General features: G+C 36.4%; 23 protein-coding genes. 15 read left to right on the plus strand and 8 right to left on the minus strand.

Annotation, left to right across the window (positions count from 1 at the left end):
• The first annotated feature begins 3 nt into the window (after positions 1-3).
• From H0Z29_01490 to H0Z29_01535, 10 genes are all read left to right on the plus strand, one after another.
• On the plus strand, positions 4-1,005 hold the full coding sequence (locus tag H0Z29_01490; protein ID MBO8130171.1) for a multidrug DMT transporter permease: 1,002 nt from the start codon (positions 4-6) through the stop codon (positions 1,003-1,005).
• A gap of 110 nt (positions 1,006-1,115) precedes the next feature.
• A complete protein-coding gene (rbsK, locus tag H0Z29_01495; GenBank protein ID MBO8130172.1) occupies positions 1,116-2,042 on the plus strand; it encodes a ribokinase in 927 nt (308 codons plus the stop codon).
• Positions 2,043-2,073: 31 nt separating this feature from the next.
• Complete coding sequence (locus tag H0Z29_01500) at positions 2,074-3,675, plus strand: ADP-ribosylglycohydrolase family protein (GenBank protein MBO8130173.1); 1,602 nt, start codon at positions 2,074-2,076, stop codon at positions 3,673-3,675.
• On the plus strand, positions 3,675-7,118 hold the full coding sequence (locus H0Z29_01505; protein MBO8130174.1) for a fused MFS/spermidine synthase: 3,444 nt from the start codon (positions 3,675-3,677) through the stop codon (positions 7,116-7,118). Before H0Z29_01500 ends, H0Z29_01505 begins: the two co-directional genes overlap by 1 nt.
• A gap of 449 nt (positions 7,119-7,567) precedes the next feature.
• Positions 7,568-8,563 carry a nucleoside hydrolase gene (locus H0Z29_01510; GenBank protein ID MBO8130175.1) on the plus strand — a complete coding sequence of 332 codons (996 nt, stop codon included), beginning with the start codon at positions 7,568-7,570 and terminating at the stop codon, positions 8,561-8,563.
• A gap of 65 nt (positions 8,564-8,628) precedes the next feature.
• Complete coding sequence (locus H0Z29_01515; GenBank protein ID MBO8130176.1) at positions 8,629-9,108, plus strand: hypothetical protein; 480 nt, start codon at positions 8,629-8,631, stop codon at positions 9,106-9,108.
• A gap of 37 nt (positions 9,109-9,145) precedes the next feature.
• Positions 9,146-9,328 (plus strand): hypothetical protein, encoded by a 183-nt coding sequence (locus H0Z29_01520; protein ID MBO8130177.1) that lies wholly within the window; start codon positions 9,146-9,148, stop codon positions 9,326-9,328.
• Between the two features lie 480 nt (positions 9,329-9,808).
• Complete coding sequence (locus tag H0Z29_01525; GenBank protein MBO8130178.1) at positions 9,809-9,997, plus strand: transposase; 189 nt, start codon at positions 9,809-9,811, stop codon at positions 9,995-9,997.
• Positions 9,985-10,134, plus strand: coding sequence for a transposase (locus H0Z29_01530; GenBank protein MBO8130179.1), 150 nt, complete (start codon positions 9,985-9,987; stop codon positions 10,132-10,134). The genes H0Z29_01525 and H0Z29_01530 overlap by 13 nt, the downstream gene beginning before the upstream one ends.
• Positions 10,131-10,352: a transposase gene (locus H0Z29_01535; GenBank protein MBO8130180.1), complete on the plus strand. Its 222-nt coding sequence runs from the start codon at positions 10,131-10,133 to the stop codon at positions 10,350-10,352. The genes H0Z29_01530 and H0Z29_01535 overlap by 4 nt, the downstream gene beginning before the upstream one ends.
• A gap of 536 nt (positions 10,353-10,888) precedes the next feature.
• On the opposite strand, the gene H0Z29_01540 is transcribed toward H0Z29_01535, so the two are convergent.
• The 8 genes from H0Z29_01540 to H0Z29_01575 form a co-directional block, all read right to left on the minus strand.
• Positions 10,889-12,112, minus strand: coding sequence for an ABC transporter permease (locus H0Z29_01540; GenBank protein MBO8130181.1), 1,224 nt, complete (start codon positions 12,110-12,112; stop codon positions 10,889-10,891).
• A 3-nt stretch (positions 12,113-12,115) separates the two neighbouring features.
• Positions 12,116-13,351: an ABC transporter permease gene (locus H0Z29_01545; GenBank protein MBO8130182.1), complete on the minus strand. Its 1,236-nt coding sequence runs from the start codon at positions 13,349-13,351 to the stop codon at positions 12,116-12,118.
• On the minus strand, positions 13,348-14,037 hold the full coding sequence (locus tag H0Z29_01550) for an ABC transporter ATP-binding protein (GenBank protein MBO8130183.1): 690 nt from the start codon (positions 14,035-14,037) through the stop codon (positions 13,348-13,350). The genes H0Z29_01545 and H0Z29_01550 overlap by 4 nt, the downstream gene beginning before the upstream one ends.
• On the minus strand, positions 14,038-14,784 hold the full coding sequence (locus H0Z29_01555; protein ID MBO8130184.1) for a hypothetical protein: 747 nt from the start codon (positions 14,782-14,784) through the stop codon (positions 14,038-14,040). It lies immediately after the preceding gene.
• The gene (locus H0Z29_01560; protein MBO8130185.1) at positions 14,781-15,992 is read right to left on the minus strand and encodes an efflux RND transporter periplasmic adaptor subunit; all 1,212 of its coding nucleotides are present in this window, start codon (positions 15,990-15,992) and stop codon (positions 14,781-14,783) included. Before H0Z29_01560 ends, H0Z29_01555 begins: the two co-directional genes overlap by 4 nt.
• A gap of 16 nt (positions 15,993-16,008) precedes the next feature.
• Positions 16,009-17,310 (minus strand): TolC family protein, encoded by a 1,302-nt coding sequence (locus H0Z29_01565; GenBank protein ID MBO8130186.1) that lies wholly within the window; start codon positions 17,308-17,310, stop codon positions 16,009-16,011.
• A 14-nt stretch (positions 17,311-17,324) separates the two neighbouring features.
• Positions 17,325-18,005, minus strand: coding sequence for a YIP1 family protein (locus H0Z29_01570; GenBank protein ID MBO8130187.1), 681 nt, complete (start codon positions 18,003-18,005; stop codon positions 17,325-17,327).
• Positions 18,006-18,084: 79 nt separating this feature from the next.
• Positions 18,085-19,533 (minus strand): HD domain-containing protein, encoded by a 1,449-nt coding sequence (locus H0Z29_01575; protein ID MBO8130188.1) that lies wholly within the window; start codon positions 19,531-19,533, stop codon positions 18,085-18,087.
• Between the two features lie 203 nt (positions 19,534-19,736).
• Between H0Z29_01575 and H0Z29_01580 the strand changes: the two genes are divergently transcribed.
• From H0Z29_01580 to H0Z29_01600, 5 genes are all read left to right on the plus strand, one after another.
• A complete protein-coding gene (locus H0Z29_01580) occupies positions 19,737-20,288 on the plus strand; it encodes a nitroreductase family protein (protein ID MBO8130189.1) in 552 nt (183 codons plus the stop codon).
• A gap of 5 nt (positions 20,289-20,293) precedes the next feature.
• On the plus strand, positions 20,294-22,372 hold the full coding sequence (gene fusA / locus H0Z29_01585; protein MBO8130190.1) for an elongation factor G: 2,079 nt from the start codon (positions 20,294-20,296) through the stop codon (positions 22,370-22,372).
• A gap of 178 nt (positions 22,373-22,550) precedes the next feature.
• Positions 22,551-22,994 carry a PTS sugar transporter subunit IIA gene (locus H0Z29_01590; protein MBO8130191.1) on the plus strand — a complete coding sequence of 148 codons (444 nt, stop codon included), beginning with the start codon at positions 22,551-22,553 and terminating at the stop codon, positions 22,992-22,994.
• 11 nt (positions 22,995-23,005) lie between these two features.
• Positions 23,006-23,347 carry a DUF2007 domain-containing protein gene (locus H0Z29_01595; protein MBO8130192.1) on the plus strand — a complete coding sequence of 114 codons (342 nt, stop codon included), beginning with the start codon at positions 23,006-23,008 and terminating at the stop codon, positions 23,345-23,347.
• 2 nt (positions 23,348-23,349) lie between these two features.
• The gene (locus tag H0Z29_01600; GenBank protein MBO8130193.1) at positions 23,350-24,615 is read left to right on the plus strand and encodes a histidine--tRNA ligase; all 1,266 of its coding nucleotides are present in this window, start codon (positions 23,350-23,352) and stop codon (positions 24,613-24,615) included.

Below are 24,615 nucleotides of genomic sequence, written 5' to 3' on the forward strand. Positions count from 1 at the left end.
AAAATGTTTGTAGTTCAAAGTTATCTGTTAGCGGTTATCTTTTGTTTCATTACAATGTTGTGTTGGGGATCTTGGGCGAATACACAAAAGCTGGCCAGGAGAGAGTGGCGATATGAGCTGTTCTATTGGGACTATACAGTAGGCGTTTTGTTAATGTCAGTTATTTTTGCATTTACACTTGGTTCAATTGGAAGCTTAGGCAGAAGCTTTGTGAGGGATATCTCCCAAGCTGATTTTTCAAATATACTATATGCGTTTACTGGTGGAGTTGTTTTCAATGCAGCAAATATTTTATTAGTAGCTGCTATTGCAATTGCGGGTATGTCTGTAGCATTTCCCGTAGGTATCGGATTAGCATTGGTGTTAGGAGTGATTGTTAACTATATAGCTACTCCGCTGGGGAATCCAATCCTTTTATTTGTGGGTGTGGCACTAGTGGTTGCTGCGATAATTTTAGATTCAGTTGCATATAGGAGACTGCCAGGGCAACCGAAAAGTGTTAGTACAAAAGGATTATTACTATCGATATTATGTGGGATACTAATGGGATTTTTCTATAGGTTTGTTGCGAGATCGATGTCGTCAGATTTCATTAATCTTGAACCTGGTAAACTTAGCCCATATACCGCGGTTTTCTTTTTCTCCATTGGAGTGTTTATAAGTAACTTTGTTTTTAATACTATCATTATGAGGAAGCCTTTTGTCGGTGAGCCAGTATCGTATAGGGAGTATTTTAAAGGTAGTTTTGGGACTCACTTAATTGGAATTCTTGGGGGAATTATCTGGTGTATAGGTATGACCTTTAGTATCATTGCGGCTGGACAAGCAGGCTTTGCTATTTCATATGGATTAGGACAAGGTGCGACTATGGTTGCAGCATTTTGGGGAGTTTTTATTTGGAAGGAATTTAAGGAAGCACAAGAGGGAACAAATAGTTTAATTGCTTTAATGTTTTTATCTTTTATCGCGGGTCTATTATTAATTATCATATCAAGGATTATATAGAGGTTCTTTAAAAAAACAACCTGATAGAAAGACTATACGTATAAGAGAATACATACAGTAAAGTTATTGTACTATCCTTTTATAATCTTAATTGAGTGTAGGAGGATGTAATGATAGGAAGGAATAAGATTGTGGTTGTGGGAAGTTCGAACACTGACATGGTTATAAAGGTAAAGAACTTGCCTAGACCGGGGGAAACGGTAATTGGGAAAGAGTTTTACATAGCTGCTGGAGGGAAAGGGGCAAATCAAGCAGTAGCAGCAGCAAGGCTTGGTGCAGATGTGACATTTATTGCTAAAGTAGGAAAAGATATGTTCGGTGATAGGGCAATAGCAAATTTTCAAGAATCAGGAATAAACACTGATTTTGTCTTCAGAGATGAAAAAAATCCATCTGGAGTTGCACTCATATTTGTTGATGAAAAAGGTGAAAATTCCATAGCTGTTTCACCTGGTTCTAATGCTAACTTAGTAAAAGAAAACATAAAATTAGCGATAGACGAAATTAAGAAAGCTGTTATAATGCTAATACAGTTGGAAATACCAATTGAAACAGTAGAGTATGCTGTAAATGTTGCAAAACAGCACAATGTGAAAATCATTTTAAATCCTGCACCAGCAAGAAAGCTAAGTGATCAGCTATTGAAGCAAGTAGATGTAATAACGCCTAATGAATCGGAAGCGGAGGTTTTAACAGGCTTAAAAGTTGTTGATGATATAAGCGCTGCTAAGGCTGCCGAAGCTCTTATACAAAAAGGCGTAAACAATGTTGTTATAACACTAGGGGAAAGAGGAGCTTTTCTATATACTAAAAGTGACAATATGCTGATCCCAACTAAGAAGGTTAATGCTGTTGATACAACTGCTGCCGGTGATGCCTTTAACGGGGGATTAGCATTTGCGTTGGGCAGTGGAATGTCATTAAAAGAGGCAATACATTTTGCTAACTTTGTAGGCGCGTATTCCGTGACCAGAAAGGGAGCGCAACCGTCAATGCCAAATTATGATGAAGTGAAGAGGTTTATGTCTGATAATTAAAAGGTAGCGCATAAAAAAAGGGGCAAATTTTATGAAAAGAACAATTGTGGTCATTTTATTGGTAGGTTCTTTTATTTTTGTTAGCTATAAAGCGTGTAACAATTACTCGGGTAAAAAAACAGTCAGAGTAACAGAGCAAGAACTTTTAGATAAAATAAAGGGTGGATGGATTGGTAAAGCCTATGGCGTTTCGTTTGGTGGTCCAACTGAGTTCAGGTACCAGAGTGAAATAATCGAGGGTCCGCTATCTTTGGACAAAGAGGGGTTAAAATGGCTACCTTGGCAGGATGATATGTATGTAAATATGGCTTTTCTAAAAACATTGGTTGAAAAAGGATTTAGCGCAACAATCGAAGATTTTGCAAAAGATTTTGCTTACGGTGGATTTTTACTCTGGCATGCAAATGGTCAAGGGAGACAGAATATACTATCTGGCATAGAACCAGGGCAATCAGGGCACCCATATTACAACCCCCATGCCGACGACATTGACTTTCAGATAGAGTGTGACTTTATTGGGCTTGTTAGTCCAGGATTGCCAAAGTCAAGTAAAGAAGTCTGTGATATGGTTGGGCACATTATGAATTACGGCGATGGTGTCTACGGGGGTTACTTTGTAACTGCAATGTATGCAGCAGCCTTCATAGAGGATGATCCTTATAAAATTGTAAAGTACGGATTGAGTATGTTACCTAAGGGAAGTGGTTATGCCCAAATAATCAGGGACGTATTGAATTGGTATGAAAAATATCCGGACGATTGGAAAAAGGTCTGGAAGAAAATAGAAGATAAATATAACAGGGATCTGTGTCCATGGGGGGTAAAGAGCAAGTTTAATATTCAAGCCCGATTAAATGGGTCTTATATAGCGTTGGGAATACTTTATGGCAACGGAGATCTTAAGAAAACTGTAGAGATAGCGACAAGATGCGGACAGGATTCTGATTGTAATCCCGGTAATGCTGGTGGGGTTGTAGGAACTATGCTCGGTTATAGTAGATTACCTAAGGATATTAAAGAGGCTATGAAACCGTACATGAAAGAAGTGTTTTGCTTTACTCCATTCTCGATAGATTCAGCTTCCAAAGTTTGCTTACGTTTGGCAGTTCAAAATATCCTAAGAAATAATGGGAATAAAAGAGGCGATACTTTAGAATTTGCTATTCAGTCTTTTGTGAACAAAGATGAAGAGGTTGAAGTATCTTTTCCAACATTGGAGCCTATCGATAAATTTAGTATATATGATGACAGAATTAAATGGGTTGGGGATTGGAGTAAAGTAGATTATAAAGGCGATGAAGTCATGCGTAGATCGGATAATCCGGGTGATTACATGGAAGTTAATTTTGAAGGAAGTGCTGTCTATGTTCAGGGTGATTTAAGGTATGACCAGGGTATTTTGGAAGCATATATAGATGGAAAATTAATGCAAGAAAGGGATATGTATTTACCTAAGAAGTGGGAACTGGCTAATCAATCTACTGCGGTATGGATAACTGGCTTGCCGTTTGGGAACCACAAGCTGGTTGTCAAAGTGACAGGTAGGAAAAATCCAAAGAGCGAAGGAATTACAATTAGCCTTGGAAAAGTAGTTACATATAGAGGCGAAGTAGCTAAATTACCCAAGCGATAATGTCCATAAGTGGGAGGAATGGAAAAAGAGGGAGGGATGGTATAATAAAATCTGCAAAGACATCCTTGAGGCAGCTTCCATTCAGTAATTTGGGAAAAGGGATATACTATATACTATTTCTGCTGTCCGGGGTATCCGGGCTGATTTATGAAGTATTATGGCTTAGAATTTTTACGAACGTTTTTGGTAATACCACATATTCTGCAAGTGTTGTTTTGGCCGCCTATATGGCTGGCTTGGCATTGGGCAGCATTTTTATTGGAAGGGTTTCCGATAGAAAATCTAATTTATTATCTATTTTTGCCATTGTGGAAATTTGCATTGGGTTATCAGCTTTAGCAATTCCGTTTGTAAGTGGTAAACTTAATTATTTCTACAAGTTTCTCTTTAACTACCTTTCGGATTCAGCATTATTACTAATATTTGTAAAAGGTATAATATCGTTTGTGATAATGTTTATACCTACTTTTCTGATGGGAGGGACCTTACCTCTGATAGGTAAGTACTTGGTGAGAGATATCGACCAAAGTGGAAGGATTGTAGGTTTATTGTATGGATTTAATACATTAGGTGCCACCTTGGGTTGCTTTATTACCGGCTTTTTCCTTTTGGAGCATTTTGGCATTGTTAGATCTGTTTCTATTGGAGCTTTTGTTAATATTTTTCTGGGGTTGATTTTTCTTCTTTTAAGTAAGGTTTATAAAAAAACCGACATAGATTACCACGAATACAAAAGAAGAAAAAAAGAAGGTGTAAAACACCCAATTTCTGAAAAACACAACAAAAACTTAATTTTAATAAGCTATGGTTTTTACGGCTTTGTGGCGCTGTCATATGAAATATTATGGATGAGGCTTTTAGAATTGAAATTGCACACTACCGTTTACGCATTTACAATAATGCTAACCACTTTTCTATTGGGCTTGGGAGTTGGTGGAGTAATTTTTTCTGTAATCGATAAGCTTAAGTTGATTAGAAACCATAACATATTTTTTGGTTTGCTGGAAGTATTGATTGGACTATTTGGACTTTCTTTAATTTTTGTGTTTGCAAATTTAGAGTACATATCAAGTTTTAGTGGGATGATATCCTGGCAAGACCAAATTAAGCAGCAATTCCTTATATCCGGCTTAATAATGCTGTTTCCAACAACGTTAATGGGGATGTTATTTCCAGCAGCCAATAAAATTTATATCGATGATCCTGACACTCTTGGGAAATCTGTAGGTTACATATACTCATCTAATACAATCGGTGGTATTTTGGGATCAATAGTTACGGGTTTTTTTCTTGTTAGGCTCTTGGGAACACAATATAGTATTCAATTAATTTCTTTCATTGCTCTGGTTGTGGGAAGTGTAAATGTATTTAATCCGTATAAAACTTCCAAACCTAAAGCTATTACATTGTTTCTACTTTCACTTATGTGGATTTTGGCTGTGCTGTTTAGTGTAATTCTTCCTAGAGATTATCTTATGCGTTATTACAACATAACGGAAAAGGAAGTCAACAGTCGCGTAAAGATCTTATATGCCTTCGAAGGAATTGAAGGAGTCACAAGCGTTCATGAATACCCAGATGGCAGTAAAGTATTAACGACAGGTTCTACAAATGTTGCTGGTACCGATTTTACCTTAAGAACTACTCAGAAGCTTCAGGCCCATATCCCAATGCTCTTACATCACCACCCTGTTGAGGTTCTGCAGGTCGGCTTTGGTAGCGGTGAAACAAGTCATATACTTACAATGTATGAAACTGCTAAAGTCGATGTTGTTGAAATTAGCTTAGGCGTAATTGATGCGGCCTCTAAGTATTTTCTTAATATAAATTCTAACGTTTTCAGTAATCCCAAATTTAGACTTATTTTAATGGATGGAGCCAACTACATTTTTCTGACAGATCGAAAATATGATGTGATTATGAACGATTCGATATGGCCTTTTTATTCAGGTAATGCCAGTTTATATACGTTGGAGTATTTTAAGACTTGTAGGGAACATTTGAAAAAAGGTGGGATAATGACTAGTTGGTTACCTATTGAATTCCCGCTGGAGAGTTTTAAGATTTTGCTAAATACTTTTAATTCAGTGTTTTCATATGTCTCATTGTGGGTGGCAACAACGCATTATAATAAACATGCATTGTTAGTGGGTTCGATGGAGCCATTGAAGATAGATTTGAATCTGTTCCTAAAACGTTTTTATAAATATGCTGAAAAGGACCTGGAAATTGTAAATCTTAATGATCCAGTTTTGTTTTTAAGTACTTATAAGATGGATCATGATGGTTTCTCAAATTGGCTTGGCGATGTGCCAATAAATACGGTTGATAAACCGATTTTAGAGTTTTCGCCCCGGTTAGCAGTTCCTAATATAGATAAAGCCAAATGTTATGAACTGGTGTTGATTAATAGTTCCTCGGTAATATCACATTTATTTAGCGCTGACACTATCAATTCAAATTATAGAGATTTTATAGAGAAGCTAAAAAATTGTGAAAGGGCAAATCAACATTTCATGCGCGGCTTGATAATGAGGGAAAGAGGAGAAGGGGAATTTATAGATGAATTTGAAAATGCTTTAGCACTTTGGCCTAATCACCCAGGAGTTTTGTTTATGTTAAACGAGATTAACAAATTGGAATCAATTGATATATCGAGTATGGATGGTTATTCGTTTGTAGATTTGATTAATATTGGTGAAAAGTTTCTAATAAACAAATTGTATGAAAAAGCGATAAGGGTATTTGGAAAGGCTATTAATGTCAAACCAAATTCAGCATTAGCGCATTACAATCTTGCATCTGCATATCTTGGTATGGACAAGCTAAACGAGGCGTTACATGAAATGAATAAAGCTATAGAATTACAATCAAGTACAGCATCATTTTATAATACTCGGGGTATGATTTATTTTAAGCTGGGTAAAGTTATGGAAGCTATAAAAGATTTTACCAGAGCAATAGAAATAAATCCCGGATATGCGATTGTTTATAATAGTCGCGGGATTGCTTATGCATCTATTGGAAAAGCCCAAAAAGCTCTTGATGATTTCAATATAGCAATAGATTTAGATACTAACTACATTGAAGCTTACTACAATAGAGGTTTGTTGTACCAAACTCAGTGGAAGAAATTGTATCTAAACGAAAATACTGCATTAACTGAGGCAATTAGAAATTATACTAAGGCGATTTCGCTGAATCCCAGTTATATAAAAGCTTATAGCAACAGAGGGATAGTTTATGCTCTACAGGGACAGTTTCAATTGGCAATTAAAGATTTCAATAAGATTATAGAATTGAAGCCAGAGCAGGCCGATGCTTACTATAATCGCGGTTTAGTATACGGAATGTGTGGTGACCACATAAAAGCCAGGAAGGATTTTAATAAAGCAATTAAATTAAATCCTGCTTATACAGACAGGCTTAAAAATCAAAGGTAGTTTTATTTAAAAATATAATAGCATTTTGATATTTGAGGATTTTAAAATTGATAGTGGACAGCTGAACTGTCAACGAATATCTATACCAAAAAATGTTTCCCCATTTTTTTAGAGCTGTTTCCACAGAAAATATTTTACAGAAAATCCTATTGAGTGAACTATCACTTGCCTTCTGGTTTACACAAAATTCCGGGCACTCTCCGGAATTACACCCTCTTTTGTCTTTAGAATTAAAACTACTGCCAATTGGTAGATTCCTAACTCTGAAAGATTTGATTAAATGACTTTTATACTTGCATATGTCACTCGTCCATTACCCTCTATCACAAGACACTCTACGAATAAATTTTAATATGTTTGTATGTGCTATTTCAGAAATTGGGATTCCTGGTTTCTATGGTCTTTTTGCTTTTTATCATTTAAATTGGAGGAAAAGTGGGGGTTAAGAAATGAGAAGGATACTTTTTATTAGTGTAACGGCGTTAATTTTTTTCTTTCATTCATGTTCTTCTGGAAAAGAGGGTTCAGTGTTGAGGTCCCATGAAAAGATACGGGTTATACTTGATACGGATGCCAACAACGAGATGGATGATCAGAATGCGATTGCGTATTTACTTTTTAATGATGATGTTTTTGACATCGAGGGGATAACAGTTAATAGGACATATAATGGTGGAGATGTAAACAAACATTTTGAGGAAGCGGAGAGGATTGTGAAGTTATGTGGTTTTGAGGATAGGGTTAGGGTTTACAGGGGAGCTAATGGTACGTTTAAGGATATAATTGCTTATGTTAATGAGGAGGGTTTTGATGGTCATGAGGCTGTAGATTTCATTATTCAGAGGGCTAAGGAGTCAGATAAGAGGGAGTTGGTATTATTGGGTATAGGGAAGTTGACCAATATTGCATTGGCTATATATAAGGATCCGAGTATAATTAAGAATGTTCGGGTTGTATGGTTAGGGTCAAATTATCCGATGCTTGGGGAGTATAATTTAGAGAATGACACGTCGGCATTGGGTGCGATTTTAGAGTCTGATGTTCGATTTGAGATGGTAGTTGTACGTTATGGGGAGAATACTGGGGCAGATGCGGCGAAGGTAGATTTGGAGACTTTTCGAAGTAAGATGAAGGGAGTAGGACCTCGGATAGAGGAGCCGATAGTAGGTAGACACGGGTGTGAGTTTAATTGCATAGGGGATTATCTGGTTAATCTATTTGAGAATTTTCCAGGTAGGCCGGAGAAGAGGCCATTGTTTGATGTGACGGCTGTAGCGGTGTTAAAGAATCCGTTGTGGGCTGACTGTCTTATTGTCAAAGGTTTGCGATATAAAAATGGGGAGTGGGTAAAGTATAGGGACATAGACAGAGAAGTTTTAATCTGGGAGAATTTAGATTGTAAGAATATAATAGAGGATTTTTATAAGACTTTAGTAAAGGGATGATATTTTTCGTTCCAGACTAAATATGATATTTATAGTCAAATTTTAATGGGGAGGGGGTATTAATCATGCTGGCAGATATTTTTAGGAGGATTTGTTCTTTCATGTTTTTTGTATTTTTTTTAAATGGTAGTGTGATAGTTTTTGCGACTGATTATTACATTGATAGTAACAATGGGAATGACAATAATGATGGGACAAGTCCAGATAGTCCGTGGAAGACATTAAGAAGAGTATCGGGGATGACTTTTCAACCTGGAGATAACATCTATTTTAAGCGGGGTACTATGTATTCAGGTTGTGCCGTTATAAAGGGTGATGGAACTAAAAACAATCCGATTACAGTTAGCGCGTATGGAAGCGGAGACCCACCAAAATTTACGAATCCTAATTATAATGACCACAATGGCAACGCCATGCAGATAAGAGGTGATTATGTAATTGTGGAAAACCTATATTTTCACAAGGGAGTGTCTCAATTTTTGTGTAAATGGGACAAAGAAAATATCCTCCTTACTGTTTCTTACTCGCGTAAATGCATTCTATGAGTTACGCTTAACCATTTAACAAACGGAGGTATTTACCATGAAATTAGAGAAAGCCATCATCGAGAAACTGGAAAAGGATCTGGAAACTGTCAAAACTATGGATGACTTGCTTGGTAAAAATGGCGTCATTAAAAAGTTCATCAAACACTTAACTATAGCAACTGTTATCCGAAGGATCTCTTTTGAGACAGGAAGAGCTGACTCACCATCTGGGTTATGAACGTTATCAGAAGAGAGAGCATCAGGGTAGCAACTCACGCAATGGTATTCGAAGAATCCCTTCGGGAGTAGTACCAAAAATCTAAAAGGAGAATATGGTAGTATTGCAATATCCGAAGGATCTCTTTTGAGACAAGTTCACCTGAACCGTGAAGGTGAATTTGAACCATTGCTGATTGCCAAGCACAAATGTGAATTTGGTGATCTGGTTTGAAGAATCCCTTCGGGAAAGGTAAGATTCTCTCTTTGTATGCCAAATGGATGAGTGTATCCGTTCGAAGAATCCCTTCGGGATAGGATCCCTATTCGGGACGGGATATCCAGGAGCATTTATTCGAAGAATCCCTTCGGGACAAGACCTTCATGGACTGGAGTTATCCACTGTCTTCATTAGTCGTCTTACCGATAGGGTGCTTCAAGAAGTCTCCGTAGGATCCCTATTCGGGAAAAGACTGGCAACAGCATCCGTTAGAGTCGGTTTATGTTATTGGTATATTTTGATGCTATTCACTATAAGATTCGCAGTGATGGGAAAGTTCAAACCAGGTCTGCCTATACCTGTCTGTGTATTGATGTTCAGTGGCAACGGGATTTATTGGGTATCTGGATTGGTGAGAGTGTTCGAAGAATCCCTTCGGGAAAGGAGCACATTTCTGGTTGTCGGTGTTAACTGAATTACAGAACCGTGGTGTAGAAGATGTTTTAATTGCCTGTGTGGATGGTTTAAAGGGATTCCCTGAAGCCATTGAGACTGTTTTCCCACAAACACGTGTCCAGTGTCGAAGAGATCCTTCGGATTATGCGTGATTCATCAAATACGCAATAGTCTGCGCTATATTTCGTATAAAGATCAACGGGAATTTATGAAAGACCTGCGGAGAGTCTATCAAGCTCCCACCAAAGCAGTGGCAGAAGAGGAATTAGCCCAATTAGAGAAGAAATGGAAAAAAGCCATCAAGGACTGGACAAAAATTATTGCCCAATTGGCTATCCATTTCAAAGGAAGGTTAAGCCTAAAATTCTAATGAAAAAAGGTATTTACACAAAAAATGAAACAGTCTCTTCGAAGAACATTTATAGGAATAATTCCTCTAAAAAATAACCTATTTCTGGCTTATCTTATCCATCAAGATAACTCTCAATTCTACCTAATAACTCCTCCAAATTTATACAGTAAGAGATGTCAGAACTAGTTTAGCTTTTGTGATTTTCGATAATGAGAATACCTCAACAAATGATTCTATTTTTGCGGAAGTTATATTAGAACATCTGCAATGCAATGTTTTGGAGTAAATCTCAGAGAGGTTATAGTATTACTAATAGTGGTAGGAGATTTGTAATTGTATGCAAAAAAGGATCCTTTTTTATCTTTAGAGAATTTGAGTCCATTTGTGAGAGGGCTAGAGTTCGGTTTTTTGGCAAAAAGGAAAGAATTGTTAAGAAAATTGCAATAGCTTCTTCTTATGTTAAAGATAAAAGTGGTAATATTTTGTCTACTGCTTTTGGCAAATATTATTGTTTAGATGTGCCCTCTAAAGAATAAAAGTTGTAAGTATAAGACCTACTCGTAGCGAAGTGCTTCGATAGGATTTAATCTTGCAGCTTTCATGGAGGGATATATTCCAAATAAAAGACCGACGAATATTGAAAACCCTACACCGAGAAATATAGACCAGACCGGTATGATTGGGGGTAGTTTTAAAGATACGCCTGCTATTACACCTATGATAGAGCCCAGTATTATTCCTATGATACCCCCCGCCAGACATATTACAATTGTTTCAGTAAGAAACTGATAGAGAATGTGAATTCTTTTTGCACCAATGGCTTTTCTGATACCTATTTCCCTCGTCCTTTCAGTAACTGCTACCAGCATGATATTCATAATACCTATGCCACCCACTATTAGAGATATCGAGCATATAACTACTGCAGCAACAAAAATAAAACCTGTAAGGTTTTTTAGCGTTTGCATTATCGAATCCTGCGTTACTACCTCAAAATCATTTGGATCTCCGGGAGGTACTTTTCTGACCGTCCTTAAGATGCTTATGCTCTGATCCATGGCTTCTTGGTAAAAGTCTGAATTTATAGCCTTTACCGCTATTCCGATTGATCTATGCTTGCCGTATATTTTCATGAAAGTACTTATTGGAATTACAGCAAAATTATCCTGACTCTGCCCAAAAATACTCCCTTTTTCTTCAAGTACACCAATTATTTTAAATTTTATATTGTCAATTTTTATAAATTCATCAATCGGATAAGTATACGGAAAAAGCTTTTCGGCAATTTCTGTGCCTATAACTACAACATTTCTTTTATAGTGTATGTCATCTCTGTTAAAAAACCTCCCTTCTTTTAAGAATCTCATGTTGATTTCTAACCAGTTTTCATCGGAACCGTAGACAAGAATGTTTGGATTTGTCTTTTTGTCCTTATATCTAAGTTCCTTACCCCATGAATAGGCTTCGGGTGAAACCACGGATACAGCACTAGCATATTTTTTAATGGCTTCTGCATGATCAACAGTAATATCTTTTCTGAGTCTATATTTTTTATCAAGCTTTCCAAGCCGAACTGCGGGGTACTTTTGAATCCAGAATGTATTTCCTCCTATTACGGAGAGTGTTTTGTTCATATAGGCTTCTAAGGCATTTATTAGCGACATCATACCAATTACCGATGTTACACCTATCACTATTCCAAGTGTAGTTAAAAACGTCCTAAGTTTATTGGACTTTATTGTCTGAAAAGCTATTCTAACGCCTTCATCAAGATTCATGTTTTATTCATACCTTAAGGCTTCGATCGGGTTCATTTTTGCAGCTCTTGCCGCTGGATATAGACCAAAGAATATTCCTACAAATGATGAGAAAATTATTCCACCTATGACAGACCAGAGTGGTACCGAGGCAGGAAAAGGTGTTAATTTATCGATAAGGAGTGATATGAAATAACTCAGAATAACAGCTATAAGACCACCAATTGTGCATAAGGTGGATGATTCAATCAGAAATTGGGCAATTATTGTTCTGCGCTTTGCACCAATAGCTTTTCTAATGCCAATTTCTTTTCTTCTTTCTGTTACAGATACAAGCATGATATTCATAATACCAATTCCACCTACTAAAAGAGAAAGAGTTCCTATCCCTAATGCTGCTATGTATAACCCGCTTGTCAATCTCTTGTATGTTTGAAGCAATAATTCCTGTCTGTTTATTGAAAAGTTATCAGGGTCAGAGGGTTTTAGAGCCCTTGCTGTTCTCATCCAGAATCTTAGCTCTTCGATGGTGTCATTAATCATATCTGGATTTTTTACCTTTACTCTTATTTGCAAGCTTCTTCTTTGTCCAAATTTTGCATACAAAGTACGCAGAGGAATATATACAACTACATCAATTGATTCGCCGAAGATTTTACCTCTTTTTTTTCTCACACCTATAACTGTAAACTTTTGATTTCCAATGTGTATTTTTTTCCCAATGGGATCATCGTTTTCAAAGAGTTTTTCCTTTATTTCATAACCTATAATGGCAACCTGTCTTTTTCTATCAATCTCGATGGGAGTGAAGTACCTGCCCTCTTCCAATTCAAAATTATCTACTAAATTTTCCTCGTAGGTTATTCCAGTAATTGATATGTCCTCTAATGAATTGTTCATATATTTCAGTGTTGAGGAAGTGGATGTTGTTGGAGCAACTGCTTCCGCATATTGTGAATGGCTTTTAATAAATTCTGCCTCTTTTAGTGTTATTCGTGGTCTATTTCTATATTTATACCAGTCGTCCATTATAATCCATGGGTACCGATTTATATACAGGATGTTGCTTCCAATGTTCGAAATCTGCTCAGCAAATCCCTTATTTAGTCCAGAAATTATTGATGCAACTGAGACGATAGTGAGTACCCCAATAATTATACCAAGAGTGGTAAGAAATGTACGCATTTTGTTAGCTAAAAGTGCCTGTAAAGCTATTTTTATATTTTCCCAGAATGTGATTATTGCTGAAACCGGCTTCATTCTACTTGCCCTGTATCATCTATTATAAGCCCATCCTTTATATGTACAATTCTTTTAGCATGATCGGCTATGTATTTTTCATGGGTTACAAGGATTATGGTGTTACCTCTACCATGTAATTCATTGAATATTTTCATGATTTCTTCACCAGCGTTTGAATCAAGATTCCCAGTTGGTTCATCAGCAAGAAGTATTGAAGGATTATTCACAAGGGCTCTGGCAATAGCCACACGCTGTCTTTGGCCTCCCGAAAGTTCACTTGGTCTATGGTTTTTTCTGTCTCCAAGTCCAACCATCTCCAGTGCTTCTTCGGCTAATTTCTTCCTTTTTGAGGCAGGAACACCTGCATAAATTAGTGGTAGTTCCACATTATGCAAAGCTGAAGCCCTCGGGAGTAAATTGAATGTTTGAAAGACAAAACCGATTTTTTTATTCCTTATTTCAGCAAGTTGATTGTCATTAAACTTGTAAACAGGGATGTTTTCCAGCTCATATATACCTTCTGTTGGTGTGTCGAGACATCCAATTATGTTCATAAGAGTTGATTTGCCAGAGCCCGATGGTCCCATTATAGCTATGTATTCACCATGATTTACCGTGAGATTTACTCCACGCAAAGCGTGAACCTGTACCTTGCCAACATTGTAGATTTTTTTAATCCCTTTTAATTCAATTAATCTTTTCATCTATCCACCGAAATAAAAATTTAACCTGTAACTGATGTTTGATAAGTCAATCTCTGGTACTCCAGTGACAATTTTGTCTTTGTGTTTCCATTTGTCGTTCCAGCAATACAGATAATTGACGTTTATACCGATTGCGAACCATCTAAATACATTATATCGGAAGCCAATAGTAGGCAATACATAGAAAAAGGCATTGGATAAGCTTATATCATAATCAAAATAACTGTGAGCAGTATTAAGAGAGTCTATGGAAAATCCATCCCATATTTCTTTCCATGATTTAGGTCCAGACCACTGTACGATATCTATGCTCATTCCACCACCTCCGAATCCTGTTCCAATGTAAAGTTCCGAATTATTAAAAGGATGAAAAACTTTTTCGACAAGCATACCACCTAAACCTACGCTGAGTGTGACTTCTTTCTGTATTTCTCCGGGTTTAGCACTTTTTGAGTTGAATCCGCCAAATCCATAGCCGCCAACTCGAATTCCTTTTCCTAGGAATGCCCATCCGCCTCCTCCAGTCAGGATCATCATATCATCAAGTGCAGGGACACCAATGTTTTTCAATTGCTCATTTAGTGCTGGTACGTCAAGTTTCAGAATCATTAACTCAAAGCCTCCAGCACCGCCTCTAAAAAATCCACCCTTATGCCTCCATTTCGGTCTCGTTTCGTCGTCTGCATAAGCTGTCATCAGTCCAGTTAATAGAATTACGATTAATGTTGTTGTAATTAATTTTTTCATTTTCTCTCCTCCTTAGCCTTTTTGTTTAGAATTTTGACTGGTGCACCATCATATAAATCTTTGCTGATGGCTTTAAAGCTACCAGTTACTATTTGCTCCCCTTCCTCCAATCCCTCTAAAATTTCGAAATGTGTATCGCTACTTATACCCAATTTTACCGGTCTTGCAATAGCAACAGGTGTTTTATATTTTCTGTATCTTGATGTATCGGGAAGCTCGTCTGGCTGTTTAATAACAAATACTATTTCCTGAGGAGACTTGATTTTTAAAGGAATTTTAGTATTCTGATTTTCCCTGAAAGTTACGCATTGTATAGGTACAACAATAGTACTATCTCTTCTGTCGGTTATAATGTCTGCAGTTACCGACATTCCTGGTCTCATTTTGGGATCTATATCCAGAAGGGAAATTTCGACCTCAAAGTTTGCTATTTGCTCCATTGTGCCCGGATTTTTAATAGTTGCACTGTGTGCGACTTCAGCGACAATTCCTCGAAATTTTTTATCCGGGATTGCGTCAATTTCAACTATGGCAGAGTCACCTTCAGTTATATTTACAACATCTGTTTCATCAACTTCAACTTTTGCTTTCATTTGTGAAAGATCGGATACAACCAGAATTACATCTGCTTGGAATACCGAACCAAGGGCAATTTCACCTTCTTCTTTTCTTATGTCAGTTACTGTACCTGTGATTGGCGATGAAATTTTTGTCTTGCTTAAATCATCAGCTGCCTGTTTAACCATAGCCTCCGCCTGAATTACCTGGCTTTTTGCCAGTTCAGCCTGTGCGATAGCAGCTTCCAGCTCAGACTCTGACGCAAGATTTTTTTCATAGAGAGCCTTTATTCTTTTTAGATCACTGTCAACTTTTCTTTTGCTTGCTTTTGCACTTTCAAGGTTTGAAAGTGCTTTATCATAGGCAGCTTTATATTGTGCGCTATCAAGCTCTACAAGTAGCTGCCCCTTTTTTACCCTATCACCTTCTTCAACAGTAATTTTCATGATCTTTGCGCTTATATTCGCACTAATTTTAACCTCAGTTACTGGCTCAATTAATCCAGAAGCATTTACCTTCTGGACAATATTACCACGTTCCACCTTGCCGGTTTGCACAGGGATTGTTTTTCCTTTATTGTTGCTTAAGTTAAGTAATATAAATACAATAATAACCACAATGATAATTCCGACGATTAATATCTTTTTCATTTAAGGACTCCTTTTATTACAATTTTCCCATTAAGTACAGAATTCGTGCCTCTATTACCTTAGCGTCATACATTGTTGAGATTAAAGTAGCATTAGCCCTTATAAGAGAAGCCTGAGCGTCGAGTACCTCAAGTAGAGTGGCAGATTTTAGCTTATACATTTCCTGAGCTAACCTGAGGTCTTCTTCAGCTGATTTTACGCTAATTTTACTGATATTGTACATCTCAAGAAGGGTGTTAAGTTGGTTCAGTAGAATTTCAATCTGTTTTATTATATCCTGTTTCTTCTTTTCTATCTGTTCATCATATGATTTATATTCCAAATAACTTTTTGTAATATTTGCCTTTCTGGAGAATCCATCAAATATTGACCAGCTCAAAGTTATTCCTATAGAGGTGTTCCACCATTTATCCATTGGTTTATAAATTTTCGAGAAATCTGAACCGCCTCTTGAATAGGAAAATGTTGAATAAAGACTGGGGAAAAGATTTGCCCTGTTTATTTTATACTGAATTTCAGAAGTTTTTTTCTCAATGTTTAGTAATTTTAACTCGATATTGTTTGCAAGTACTGTCTCGATTGTTTTTTCCTCATCAAATTTCACAGGAGGTGTGTACTCTTTCTCGACCACTTCGATAGGAATATATGCATCTCTACCCATCGCAATGTTTAATTCCATTTTAGCATTTTCAAGAGCTGTTTTCTGTTGCAATAAATTGAGTTTGTTATTACTAAGATTTACCTTGGCTTTGTATACATCTCGCTGAGAGACCTTTTTTACTTTATATAATTCCTCTGACTTTTTCAATTGTTCTTCACTGCTTTTTAAAGCAGACTGGTAAACATACAACATCTGTTGAGCTTTTAATACTTCGTAATATTTCTGAGTGACGTTCAAAATAATCCACTGTCGAATTTGCTCTCTATATATTTCAGAATTCAGGTATAAATTCCGTGCTAATTTGATATTATACCACCACTTTCCCCCGTCATAGATATTTTGATATAGAGATAATCCTGTTCTATAGTAGTATGTAGTTGTATCTCCTCTACTAAAAACAATATTATTATATACATATTCACTTGGACCCTGTGTTGATCTGGTCGCATTCAAATCAGTTGATATTCTAGGTAAAATACCATTATAAGAAGAAAGGATACCAGTTCTTGAGATTTTTACCTGATAATCTGCCAGTATGTAGTCAGGACTTTCCCTTAGAGCTATTTCAATGCATTTTTCAAGCGTCAATGGAGTATTTTGAGCGGTTATAATTATAAATGTTGATAAAATGATGAATAAAACAAGAACTCTTTTCATTTCTTACTCCCTAATTAAAATGCGGAAAGATTTGGTATTGCAGCGATTATAGCTGCAAATGCCAGCCATAATAGGATAAAAGTGATAATTGCTTTCCCTGGTTTTATTTCATTCAGTACAGCTATACCAAGGCCAATGAGTAAGACCCTCCAAACAGTGAAAATATCAATTGAGTTAAAAAATTTGAATAAAAAAGAACCATTTGGCTCAAGGAAAAGAGCAAGGCTAGTGTAAACCTGGGTTGAGTCTTTTGAGACCATGAGAGGAACTTTTATTAAATATCCGATAGTAGGAATAATTTGTGTATATGATACTATTGCTAATGATTTCAAATATTTTATCTCTCCTCCGAGTAAAAAATTTGAAATGAGTTGTACAAGTAGTGCAATGAAAAACAATGATATTGCAATACCTACAGGTGACATAATATAAGCAAAGGGTTTGCCTTGTCCACTCTCAATTCTTTCTATAGCGAGCTCCTTTTGAGCCTCAGGAATTTTATCGCTTTTTTCTATCCGGGCAATATGCTCTTTAATTGCTATTGGTGTAACATATGGTAGTGTGGCTAAAGAGATGATCGTTACTATTAAAAATGGAATTAGGAAGTCCATCCAGTTAACTTTTTCATCCTTTATGGAGGTAAAGGATCTGGTTGGTTCCCAGAATAGGCTAATTATTCTTTTTAAATATAACATTTTTACCCCCTACTTTTTTGTTATGGCTTTTGCCTATTGGATTGGTAAAAATCAATTACTTAGATAGCGGTTTTGTCTTTTAGTTGTCCTTTGAATTTTTTTTATTGAATTCCTCTAGCCATTTATCTTTATTTTTTAATAGGTAGTCCAGAGCATCATCGTGGTTGTTTTGTATTATTCCATTAAGAATAGCCTCTTCAATGTTCTTTTTTATATATCCGACGGCAGGACCAGGGTTTATGTTGCAGATTTTCATGATTTCATCTCCTCGCACTGGAGATTGAAATGCCCTTAATCTATCTTTTTCTTTTACTTGATTTATTTTTTCTACAACTCTGTCAAAATTACCCATATATTCAGCAACTTTTTCGGGGTTTTTTGAAGTTACATCTGCTCTACAAAGTGTTATCAGGTCATCAAGGTCTTCATCCGCATCAACAATTAATCTTCTAACTGCGCTATCAGTAACACCGTCCTCAGCCAGTGCGATAGGACGTAGATGCAGTTTTGTTAATTTCGCAGCGTAGTTCATTACCTTATTTGGCAACCTAAGCCTTCTGCATATGGTTTTTATCATTGGGACTGCCACTTCATTATGTCCATGGAATGTCCATCCTTTACCCTCAATGAATTTTTTTGTAACAGGTTTACCAATATCATGAACTAAAGCAGCAAATCTGAGCTCAAATTTATCAGTGTATCTGGAAATATTATCAAGTACCTGAAGAGTATGATAAAATACATCTTTATGGTGATACCCATTTTTCTGTTCTACCCCTTTGAGAGCATCAATTTCTGGTAAAATCAGAGATAAAATACCAGCTTTTTGCATTAGTATAAATCCCTGTGATGGTCTAAAAGGAGCCATTATAATTTTTTTTAGTTCTTCGGTAATTCTTTCCTGGGATATTATAGACAGTCTATCCTTAACCTTTTTGATTGCGTTAAAAGTATTTTGCTCAATTCTAAACCCCAGCTGGGTGGCGAATCTTATAGCTCTTAATATTCTTAAAGGATCATCAGAGAAAGTAGTTATTGGATCTAGTGGCGTGCGTATAATACCAGCATCCAGGTCCCTTAGCCCATCGAAATAGTCTATGAGTGTGAAGATTCTATCTTCATTTAGTGGCATTGCAAGTGTATTAATAGTAAAATCTCTCCTTGCAATGTCTTCGTGCAACCCACTTTCAAATACAATAGGTTTGCGAGTATTTGATTTATAGATTTCTTTTCTTGCGGTTGTTACTTCGATATTTACGTTGCGATAGGGTATAGAGGCGGTTCCGAATTCTTTATATTCTATTACCCTTTTTAATCTAAATGAATGAGCAATTTTATTCGCAAAGTCTATACCGTCACCAATCACTGTTATATCTATATCTTTTGTGGGTCTACCGAGAAGCTTATCCCTTAAGACACCGCCTACAAGATAGACCTCTACATTATTTTGATCGGCTAATTTCCCTATTCGTTTTATTATTTTCGTTAACCTGTCTTCCTCAGGAAATAAGTACTTTAAAAATGCCATGGTTAAAATCACTCTAATTTATCAAAGAAGCTTAATATAAGCAAAAATTGTATACAACAATATTCAGTTTTTTATAAAACATCTCTCTTACATTAAAGGGTAAATATTGTATTAAGTTTTTCTTTTTTCGCCGTAATATCTTTTCTTGACAATTTGAAATTTAAATGTTATAATTCGTGCCTGATTTATGGGAGGTTATTTTTATGGAATTTTTAGAGTTAGTCAAAAAGAGATTTAGTTTGAGGAATTATTCTAATAAAAGAATAGAAAGAAAGGATATAGAAAAATGTCTTGAAGCTGTGAGACTTGCTCCATCAGCGGATAATTCTCAGCCATGGTATTTTATTATAGTTGATAAAGAAAAGGAAAAGAACGAGCTAGCAGATATAGCTTTTTCAGGGGTATATTCAATGAATTCTTTTGCGAAGAGAGCTCCCGTTCTAGTTGTGGTTCTGGATAACAGTAAAAATATTATTGCTAGAGCTGCAGGTGTAATGAGAAATGTGAAGTTCAGCCTTATTGATATTGGGATAGGGGTTGAGCATTTTGTATTACAGGCTGAAGAGTTAGGTATTGGCACCTGCTGGCTTGGATGGTTTAATGAAAAGGGAGTAAAGAAATATTTGAATATACCGAGGACTAAAAGGGTAGTAACAATGCTTGCAATGGGATATCCTCCAGAAGGATATATTATTAAAGAAAAGAAGAGAAAAAGGATAGATGAGATAAGAACCTATTTCGAGAAGGAGAAATAAAGACTATGCCAAATTCATATTTATCCAAGATAAGGAATATAGGGCTGGTAGCCCACATAGACGCAGGTAAGACTACGACGACAGAGAGATTGCTTTTCTTTTCAGGGAAAACCTATAAGATGGGTGAGGTTCATGATGGCAAAGCGGTAATGGATTTTATGAAGCAGGAGCAGGAACGCGGTATAACAATTTCTTCGGCCGCTATTACTACCAGCTGGAAAGGGCACCAGATAAATATAATAGATACACCAGGGCATATTGATTTCACTATTGAGGTTGAGAGGTCTTTAAGAGTTCTCGATGGTATTGTTATGATTTTTTGTGCCGTTGGAGGTGTAGAACCGCAGAGTGAGACGGTATGGCACCAAGCTGATAAATATAAAGTGCCGAGAATTGCTTTTGTAAATAAGATGGATAGACAGGGGGCTGATTTCTTCCACGTTGTTGATATGATGAATGAAATGCTTGGAGCCAATGCAGTTCCTTTCCAGTTACCTGTTGGTAAAGAAAATGAATTCAGAGGGATGATAGATCTGGTAACCATGAAATATATAACCTATAATGACCTGGATTTGTTGATAGAGGAAATCCCTGATAGTTACAAAGAAACTGCTCTGGAATATAGAGAAAAGCTTATAGAAAAACTTGCTGATTTTGATGAGAAACTATTGGAAAAATATTTGAACGATGAGAAAATTGAAATTAAAGATATAATGGATGCTGCACGCCATGCTGTTCTGTCCCTTTGTATAACTCCGGTTTTTTGTGGCTCTGCTTTTAAGAATAAAGGTTGCCAGCCACTACTTGATGCAATTGTGAACTACCTTCCTTCTCCTATAGACCGAGGCATTATAACAGGGTCAGATGTAAATAATCCTGAATTGACTATTTCCAGAATTCCTTCGGTTACAGAACCATTTTGTGCTATTGCATTTAAAATTACTAATGATATTTATGTAGGACAGCAGACTTTTATACGAGTATATTCTGGAAAAATAAAGACAGGTGATATGGTACTAAATTCAACAAAAGGTAAACTTGAAAGAATAGGCAGGATTTTACGAATACACGCTGATGAAAGAGAGGAAGTATCGGAACTAAAAGCTGGAGATATAGGTGCTCTTATAGGGACCAAGATAACAACAACAGGTGATACTCTGTGTGATCCTGATAATCCAATACTACTTGAGAAGATTCATGTACCTGAATCTGTTATCGATCTTAAAATTGAACCTGTTTCAACCAAGGAAAGGGATAAATTATCTCATGCCCTAAGTAAACTTGCAATAGAAGACCCCTCATTCAGGGTAAAATATGATGAGGAAATTGAAGAAACTATTATTTCTGGTATGGGTGAACTGCATTTAGAGATAATAATTGATAGGCTTAAAACGGAGTATAATGTTGGAATTAAGGTAGGACAGCCGTCTGTTGCGTTTAGAGAAACTATTACTGCGGAGTATAGACACGAGCATAAATTTAAAAAACAAACAGGTGGTAAAGGTCAATATGCTCACATTATTTACCGTATTGAACCTAATCCTGATTGTGGCCTGGAGTTTGTCAATCATGTAAAAGGTGGAAATATTCCAAGGGAGTTTATACCATCGGTAGAGAAGGGTTTCTATGAAGTAGCAGAGAAGGGAGTATATGCTGGTTATCCGCTTGTGGATATTAAGTTTGTCCTTATTGATGGTTCATACCACCCAGTTGACTCCAGCGATATGTCATTTAGAATTTGCACTGTACAGGCTTTAAAGGAATCGGTAATGAAGGCATCACCTAGGCTACTTGAACCGATTATGAAAATAGAAATAAACACTCCTGACGAATATATGGGTGATATAATAGGTGATATTAATAGACGACGTGGTAGAATTGATAAAATGAGAAGATACAGAAAAGGGTCCCAGAAGTTGACAGGAATTGTACCTTTAATGGAAATGTTTGGGTATGCCTCGGCTCTCAGGACGCTGTCCAGTGGTAGGGCAAGTTATTCCATGGAATTTCTCAGGTATGACATGTTACCTCCAAATATAGAAGGTAAGGTAGTAGAGGAAGCAAGAAAAAGAGCCAAACGTTAATAATTTTTATTGATCTGATTTATAAAATGATTACCTTTTAAGTAAATAACCTCAATAAAAATCGGTAAGAAATAAAATATTTCATTCTGTTAGTCATTAAATTGAAGTTGGTTAAAATTTGGCGTAAATTTCACTTTGTAAATTTTGATGGGAATTTGAAATGGAGCTCTCACAGATTTTGACACCTAATCTTATTCTTTATCCATTGGAGGCGAGTACAAAAGAAGAAGTGATCTCCAAACTTGTAGATTTGCTCTACAAAGAAGGGAAGGTACCGGATCCCGATTCTGCAAAAAAGGCTGTTATTGAAAGAGAGAAATTGATGAGTACCGGTGTGGGACGGGGAGTTGCCATTCCACATGGCAAGTATTCCTATATAGATGATGTAGTTGTTGCAGTTGGTATTTCCAGAAAGGGTATTGATTTTAATGCAGTAGATGGTCAACCTGTTTACATCTTTATTCTGTTACTTACACCCGAGAAACAACCTACCAAGCATTTGAAGCTTTTGAGCAAATTTTCTAGGATTTTAAGTACTGTTCAAGCTCGGGAGGAAATTCTTGAAGCAAACTCACCCGAGGAGATAGCAAAGATTTTTTATAAATATGATGAAAAATTTTAAGGAGAATATAAATGCCCTTTTGCCCGAAATGTAAGTATGAATTCACAGAAGGTGTAAAAACATGCCCCGATTGTGGTGAGAAACTTGTAGATACTTTAAATGAAGATGAAATTGTAGATGTGAAGTGGGTACCTGTTGGAACATTAAAATCATCCATGTACGGTGATATGGCGAGGGAGCTTTTGGAAAAGAATGACATTCCGGCTTTAGTCGTTACTGACTTTTTCCATGGTGCACTGGCGACTTCAGGAACAGGTTTGGCCGGTACTTTTGCAAAGATTTATGTTCCAGAGGGATCGGTTAATAAGGCAAGAGAGATTTTAAAGGAACATATGGATATTGATTTATCTTGAAAATGAAGTATCGAAGGGTTAGGGGAACAAAGGACATCCTTCCCCAGGATTCGTATAAATGGTTGTATATTGAAGACAAGATAAAGAACTTCGCTAATATCCATAATTATAAATATATAAAAACACCTGCATTTGAAGTAACTGATCTATTTATAAGAAGTATTGGTGATGATACTGATATAGTTTCAAAAGAGATGTATACATTTAAAGATAAAGGGAATAACAGTTTAACATTGAAACCGGAGATGACTGCTCCTGTTATCAGAGCCTATATTGAAGAAAGATTAAATCAGTTGGCGTCGGTTATAAAATTATATTATATTGATTCATTATTCAGGCAGGAAAGACCGCAGAAGGGTAGACTCAGGCAGTTCCATCAATATGGTTTTGAAATAATAGGCAGTTCCTATCCCGAAGCAGATGCCGAAATTATATTTTTATCGTATCAGCTTCTAAGAAGATTTGGAATCGAAAACATGACGGTAAAAGTTAACTCGATTGGTGATAGGGAATCACGAAAGAAATATCTATCAATTCTAAGAGAATCTTTAGAACCACAAAAGAAAAAATTGTGTAAGACATGCCAGATAAGATTTGAAAGAAATATATTGAGATTATTTGACTGTAAAGAACAATCCTGTCAGGCTATACTTGATGAGCATGCTCCGAGGATCATTGATTATATTAGTAAAGATGATAGAGAACATTTTGATGAGGTTTTGAGATTTATAGAAAAAGCTGGTGTGGAATGTGTAATTGATCACAAGCTTGTAAGAGGACTTGATTACTATACCCGTACAACATTTGAAATTACAAGCAATCTATTGGGAGCTCAGGATGCCCTGTGCGGTGGCGGAAGATATGACCATCTTGTTGAGGACCTGGGAGGACAACCTACACCCGCAGTAGGAGTGGCAGGAGGTATAGAAAGACTCTGGATTGCTCTTGAGGAAATTGGAAAATTCCCCACTGATAATAAAGATTTTGTTTACATAGCATCTGTTGGCGATGATGTTAAAGATTTTGTAATTAATCTTATAAGGGAGTTGTCTGAGAATAGTATATCATACGAGGTTGACCTATTGAGAAGGTCTTTAAAAGCGCAGATGAGGGATGCAAATAAAAAGGGGGCGAGGTTTTCAATTATTGTGGGGAATGAAGAGTTAAAAAAGAATATGGTTGTTTTAAAAGATATGCAAGAGGGTATCCAGGAATTGATTTCTGTAGATTCATTGATAAAAATTTTAAAAGAGAAACTAACTACATAG

The organism is Candidatus Neomarinimicrobiota bacterium (assembly GCA_017656425.1).
GTDB lineage: Bacteria > Fidelibacterota > UBA2242 > UBA2242 > B5-G15 > JACDNV01.

Coding starts and splice junctions, on each gene's coding strand:
- H0Z29_01575 (MBO8130188.1), bottom strand. CDS start 19,533: ATGGCATTTTTAAAGTACTTATTTCCTGAGGAAGACAGGTTAACGAAA.
- H0Z29_01520 (MBO8130177.1), top strand. CDS start 9,146: ATGAAATTAGAGAAAGCCATCATCGAGAAACTGGAAAAGGATCTGGAA.
- H0Z29_01580 (MBO8130189.1), top strand. CDS start 19,737: ATGGAATTTTTAGAGTTAGTCAAAAAGAGATTTAGTTTGAGGAATTAT.
- H0Z29_01545 (MBO8130182.1), bottom strand. CDS start 13,351: ATGAAGCCGGTTTCAGCAATAATCACATTCTGGGAAAATATAAAAATA.
- H0Z29_01515 (MBO8130176.1), top strand. CDS start 8,629: ATGCTGGCAGATATTTTTAGGAGGATTTGTTCTTTCATGTTTTTTGTA.
- H0Z29_01560 (MBO8130185.1), bottom strand. CDS start 15,992: ATGAAAAAGATATTAATCGTCGGAATTATCATTGTGGTTATTATTGTA.
- H0Z29_01510 (MBO8130175.1), top strand. CDS start 7,568: ATGAGAAGGATACTTTTTATTAGTGTAACGGCGTTAATTTTTTTCTTT.
- H0Z29_01550 (MBO8130183.1), bottom strand. CDS start 14,037: ATGAAAAGATTAATTGAATTAAAAGGGATTAAAAAAATCTACAATGTT.
- H0Z29_01600 (MBO8130193.1), top strand. CDS start 23,350: ATGAAGTATCGAAGGGTTAGGGGAACAAAGGACATCCTTCCCCAGGAT.
- fusA (MBO8130190.1), top strand. CDS start 20,294: ATGCCAAATTCATATTTATCCAAGATAAGGAATATAGGGCTGGTAGCC.
- H0Z29_01565 (MBO8130186.1), bottom strand. CDS start 17,310: ATGAAAAGAGTTCTTGTTTTATTCATCATTTTATCAACATTTATAATT.
- H0Z29_01570 (MBO8130187.1), bottom strand. CDS start 18,005: ATGTTATATTTAAAAAGAATAATTAGCCTATTCTGGGAACCAACCAGA.
- rbsK (MBO8130172.1), top strand. CDS start 1,116: ATGATAGGAAGGAATAAGATTGTGGTTGTGGGAAGTTCGAACACTGAC.
- H0Z29_01500 (MBO8130173.1), top strand. CDS start 2,074: ATGAAAAGAACAATTGTGGTCATTTTATTGGTAGGTTCTTTTATTTTT.
- H0Z29_01505 (MBO8130174.1), top strand. CDS start 3,675: ATGTCCATAAGTGGGAGGAATGGAAAAAGAGGGAGGGATGGTATAATA.
- H0Z29_01490 (MBO8130171.1), top strand. CDS start 4: ATGTTTGTAGTTCAAAGTTATCTGTTAGCGGTTATCTTTTGTTTCATT.
- H0Z29_01595 (MBO8130192.1), top strand. CDS start 23,006: ATGCCCTTTTGCCCGAAATGTAAGTATGAATTCACAGAAGGTGTAAAA.
- H0Z29_01555 (MBO8130184.1), bottom strand. CDS start 14,784: ATGAAAAAATTAATTACAACAACATTAATCGTAATTCTATTAACTGGA.
- H0Z29_01525 (MBO8130178.1), top strand. CDS start 9,809: ATGTTATTGGTATATTTTGATGCTATTCACTATAAGATTCGCAGTGAT.
- H0Z29_01540 (MBO8130181.1), bottom strand. CDS start 12,112: ATGAATCTTGATGAAGGCGTTAGAATAGCTTTTCAGACAATAAAGTCC.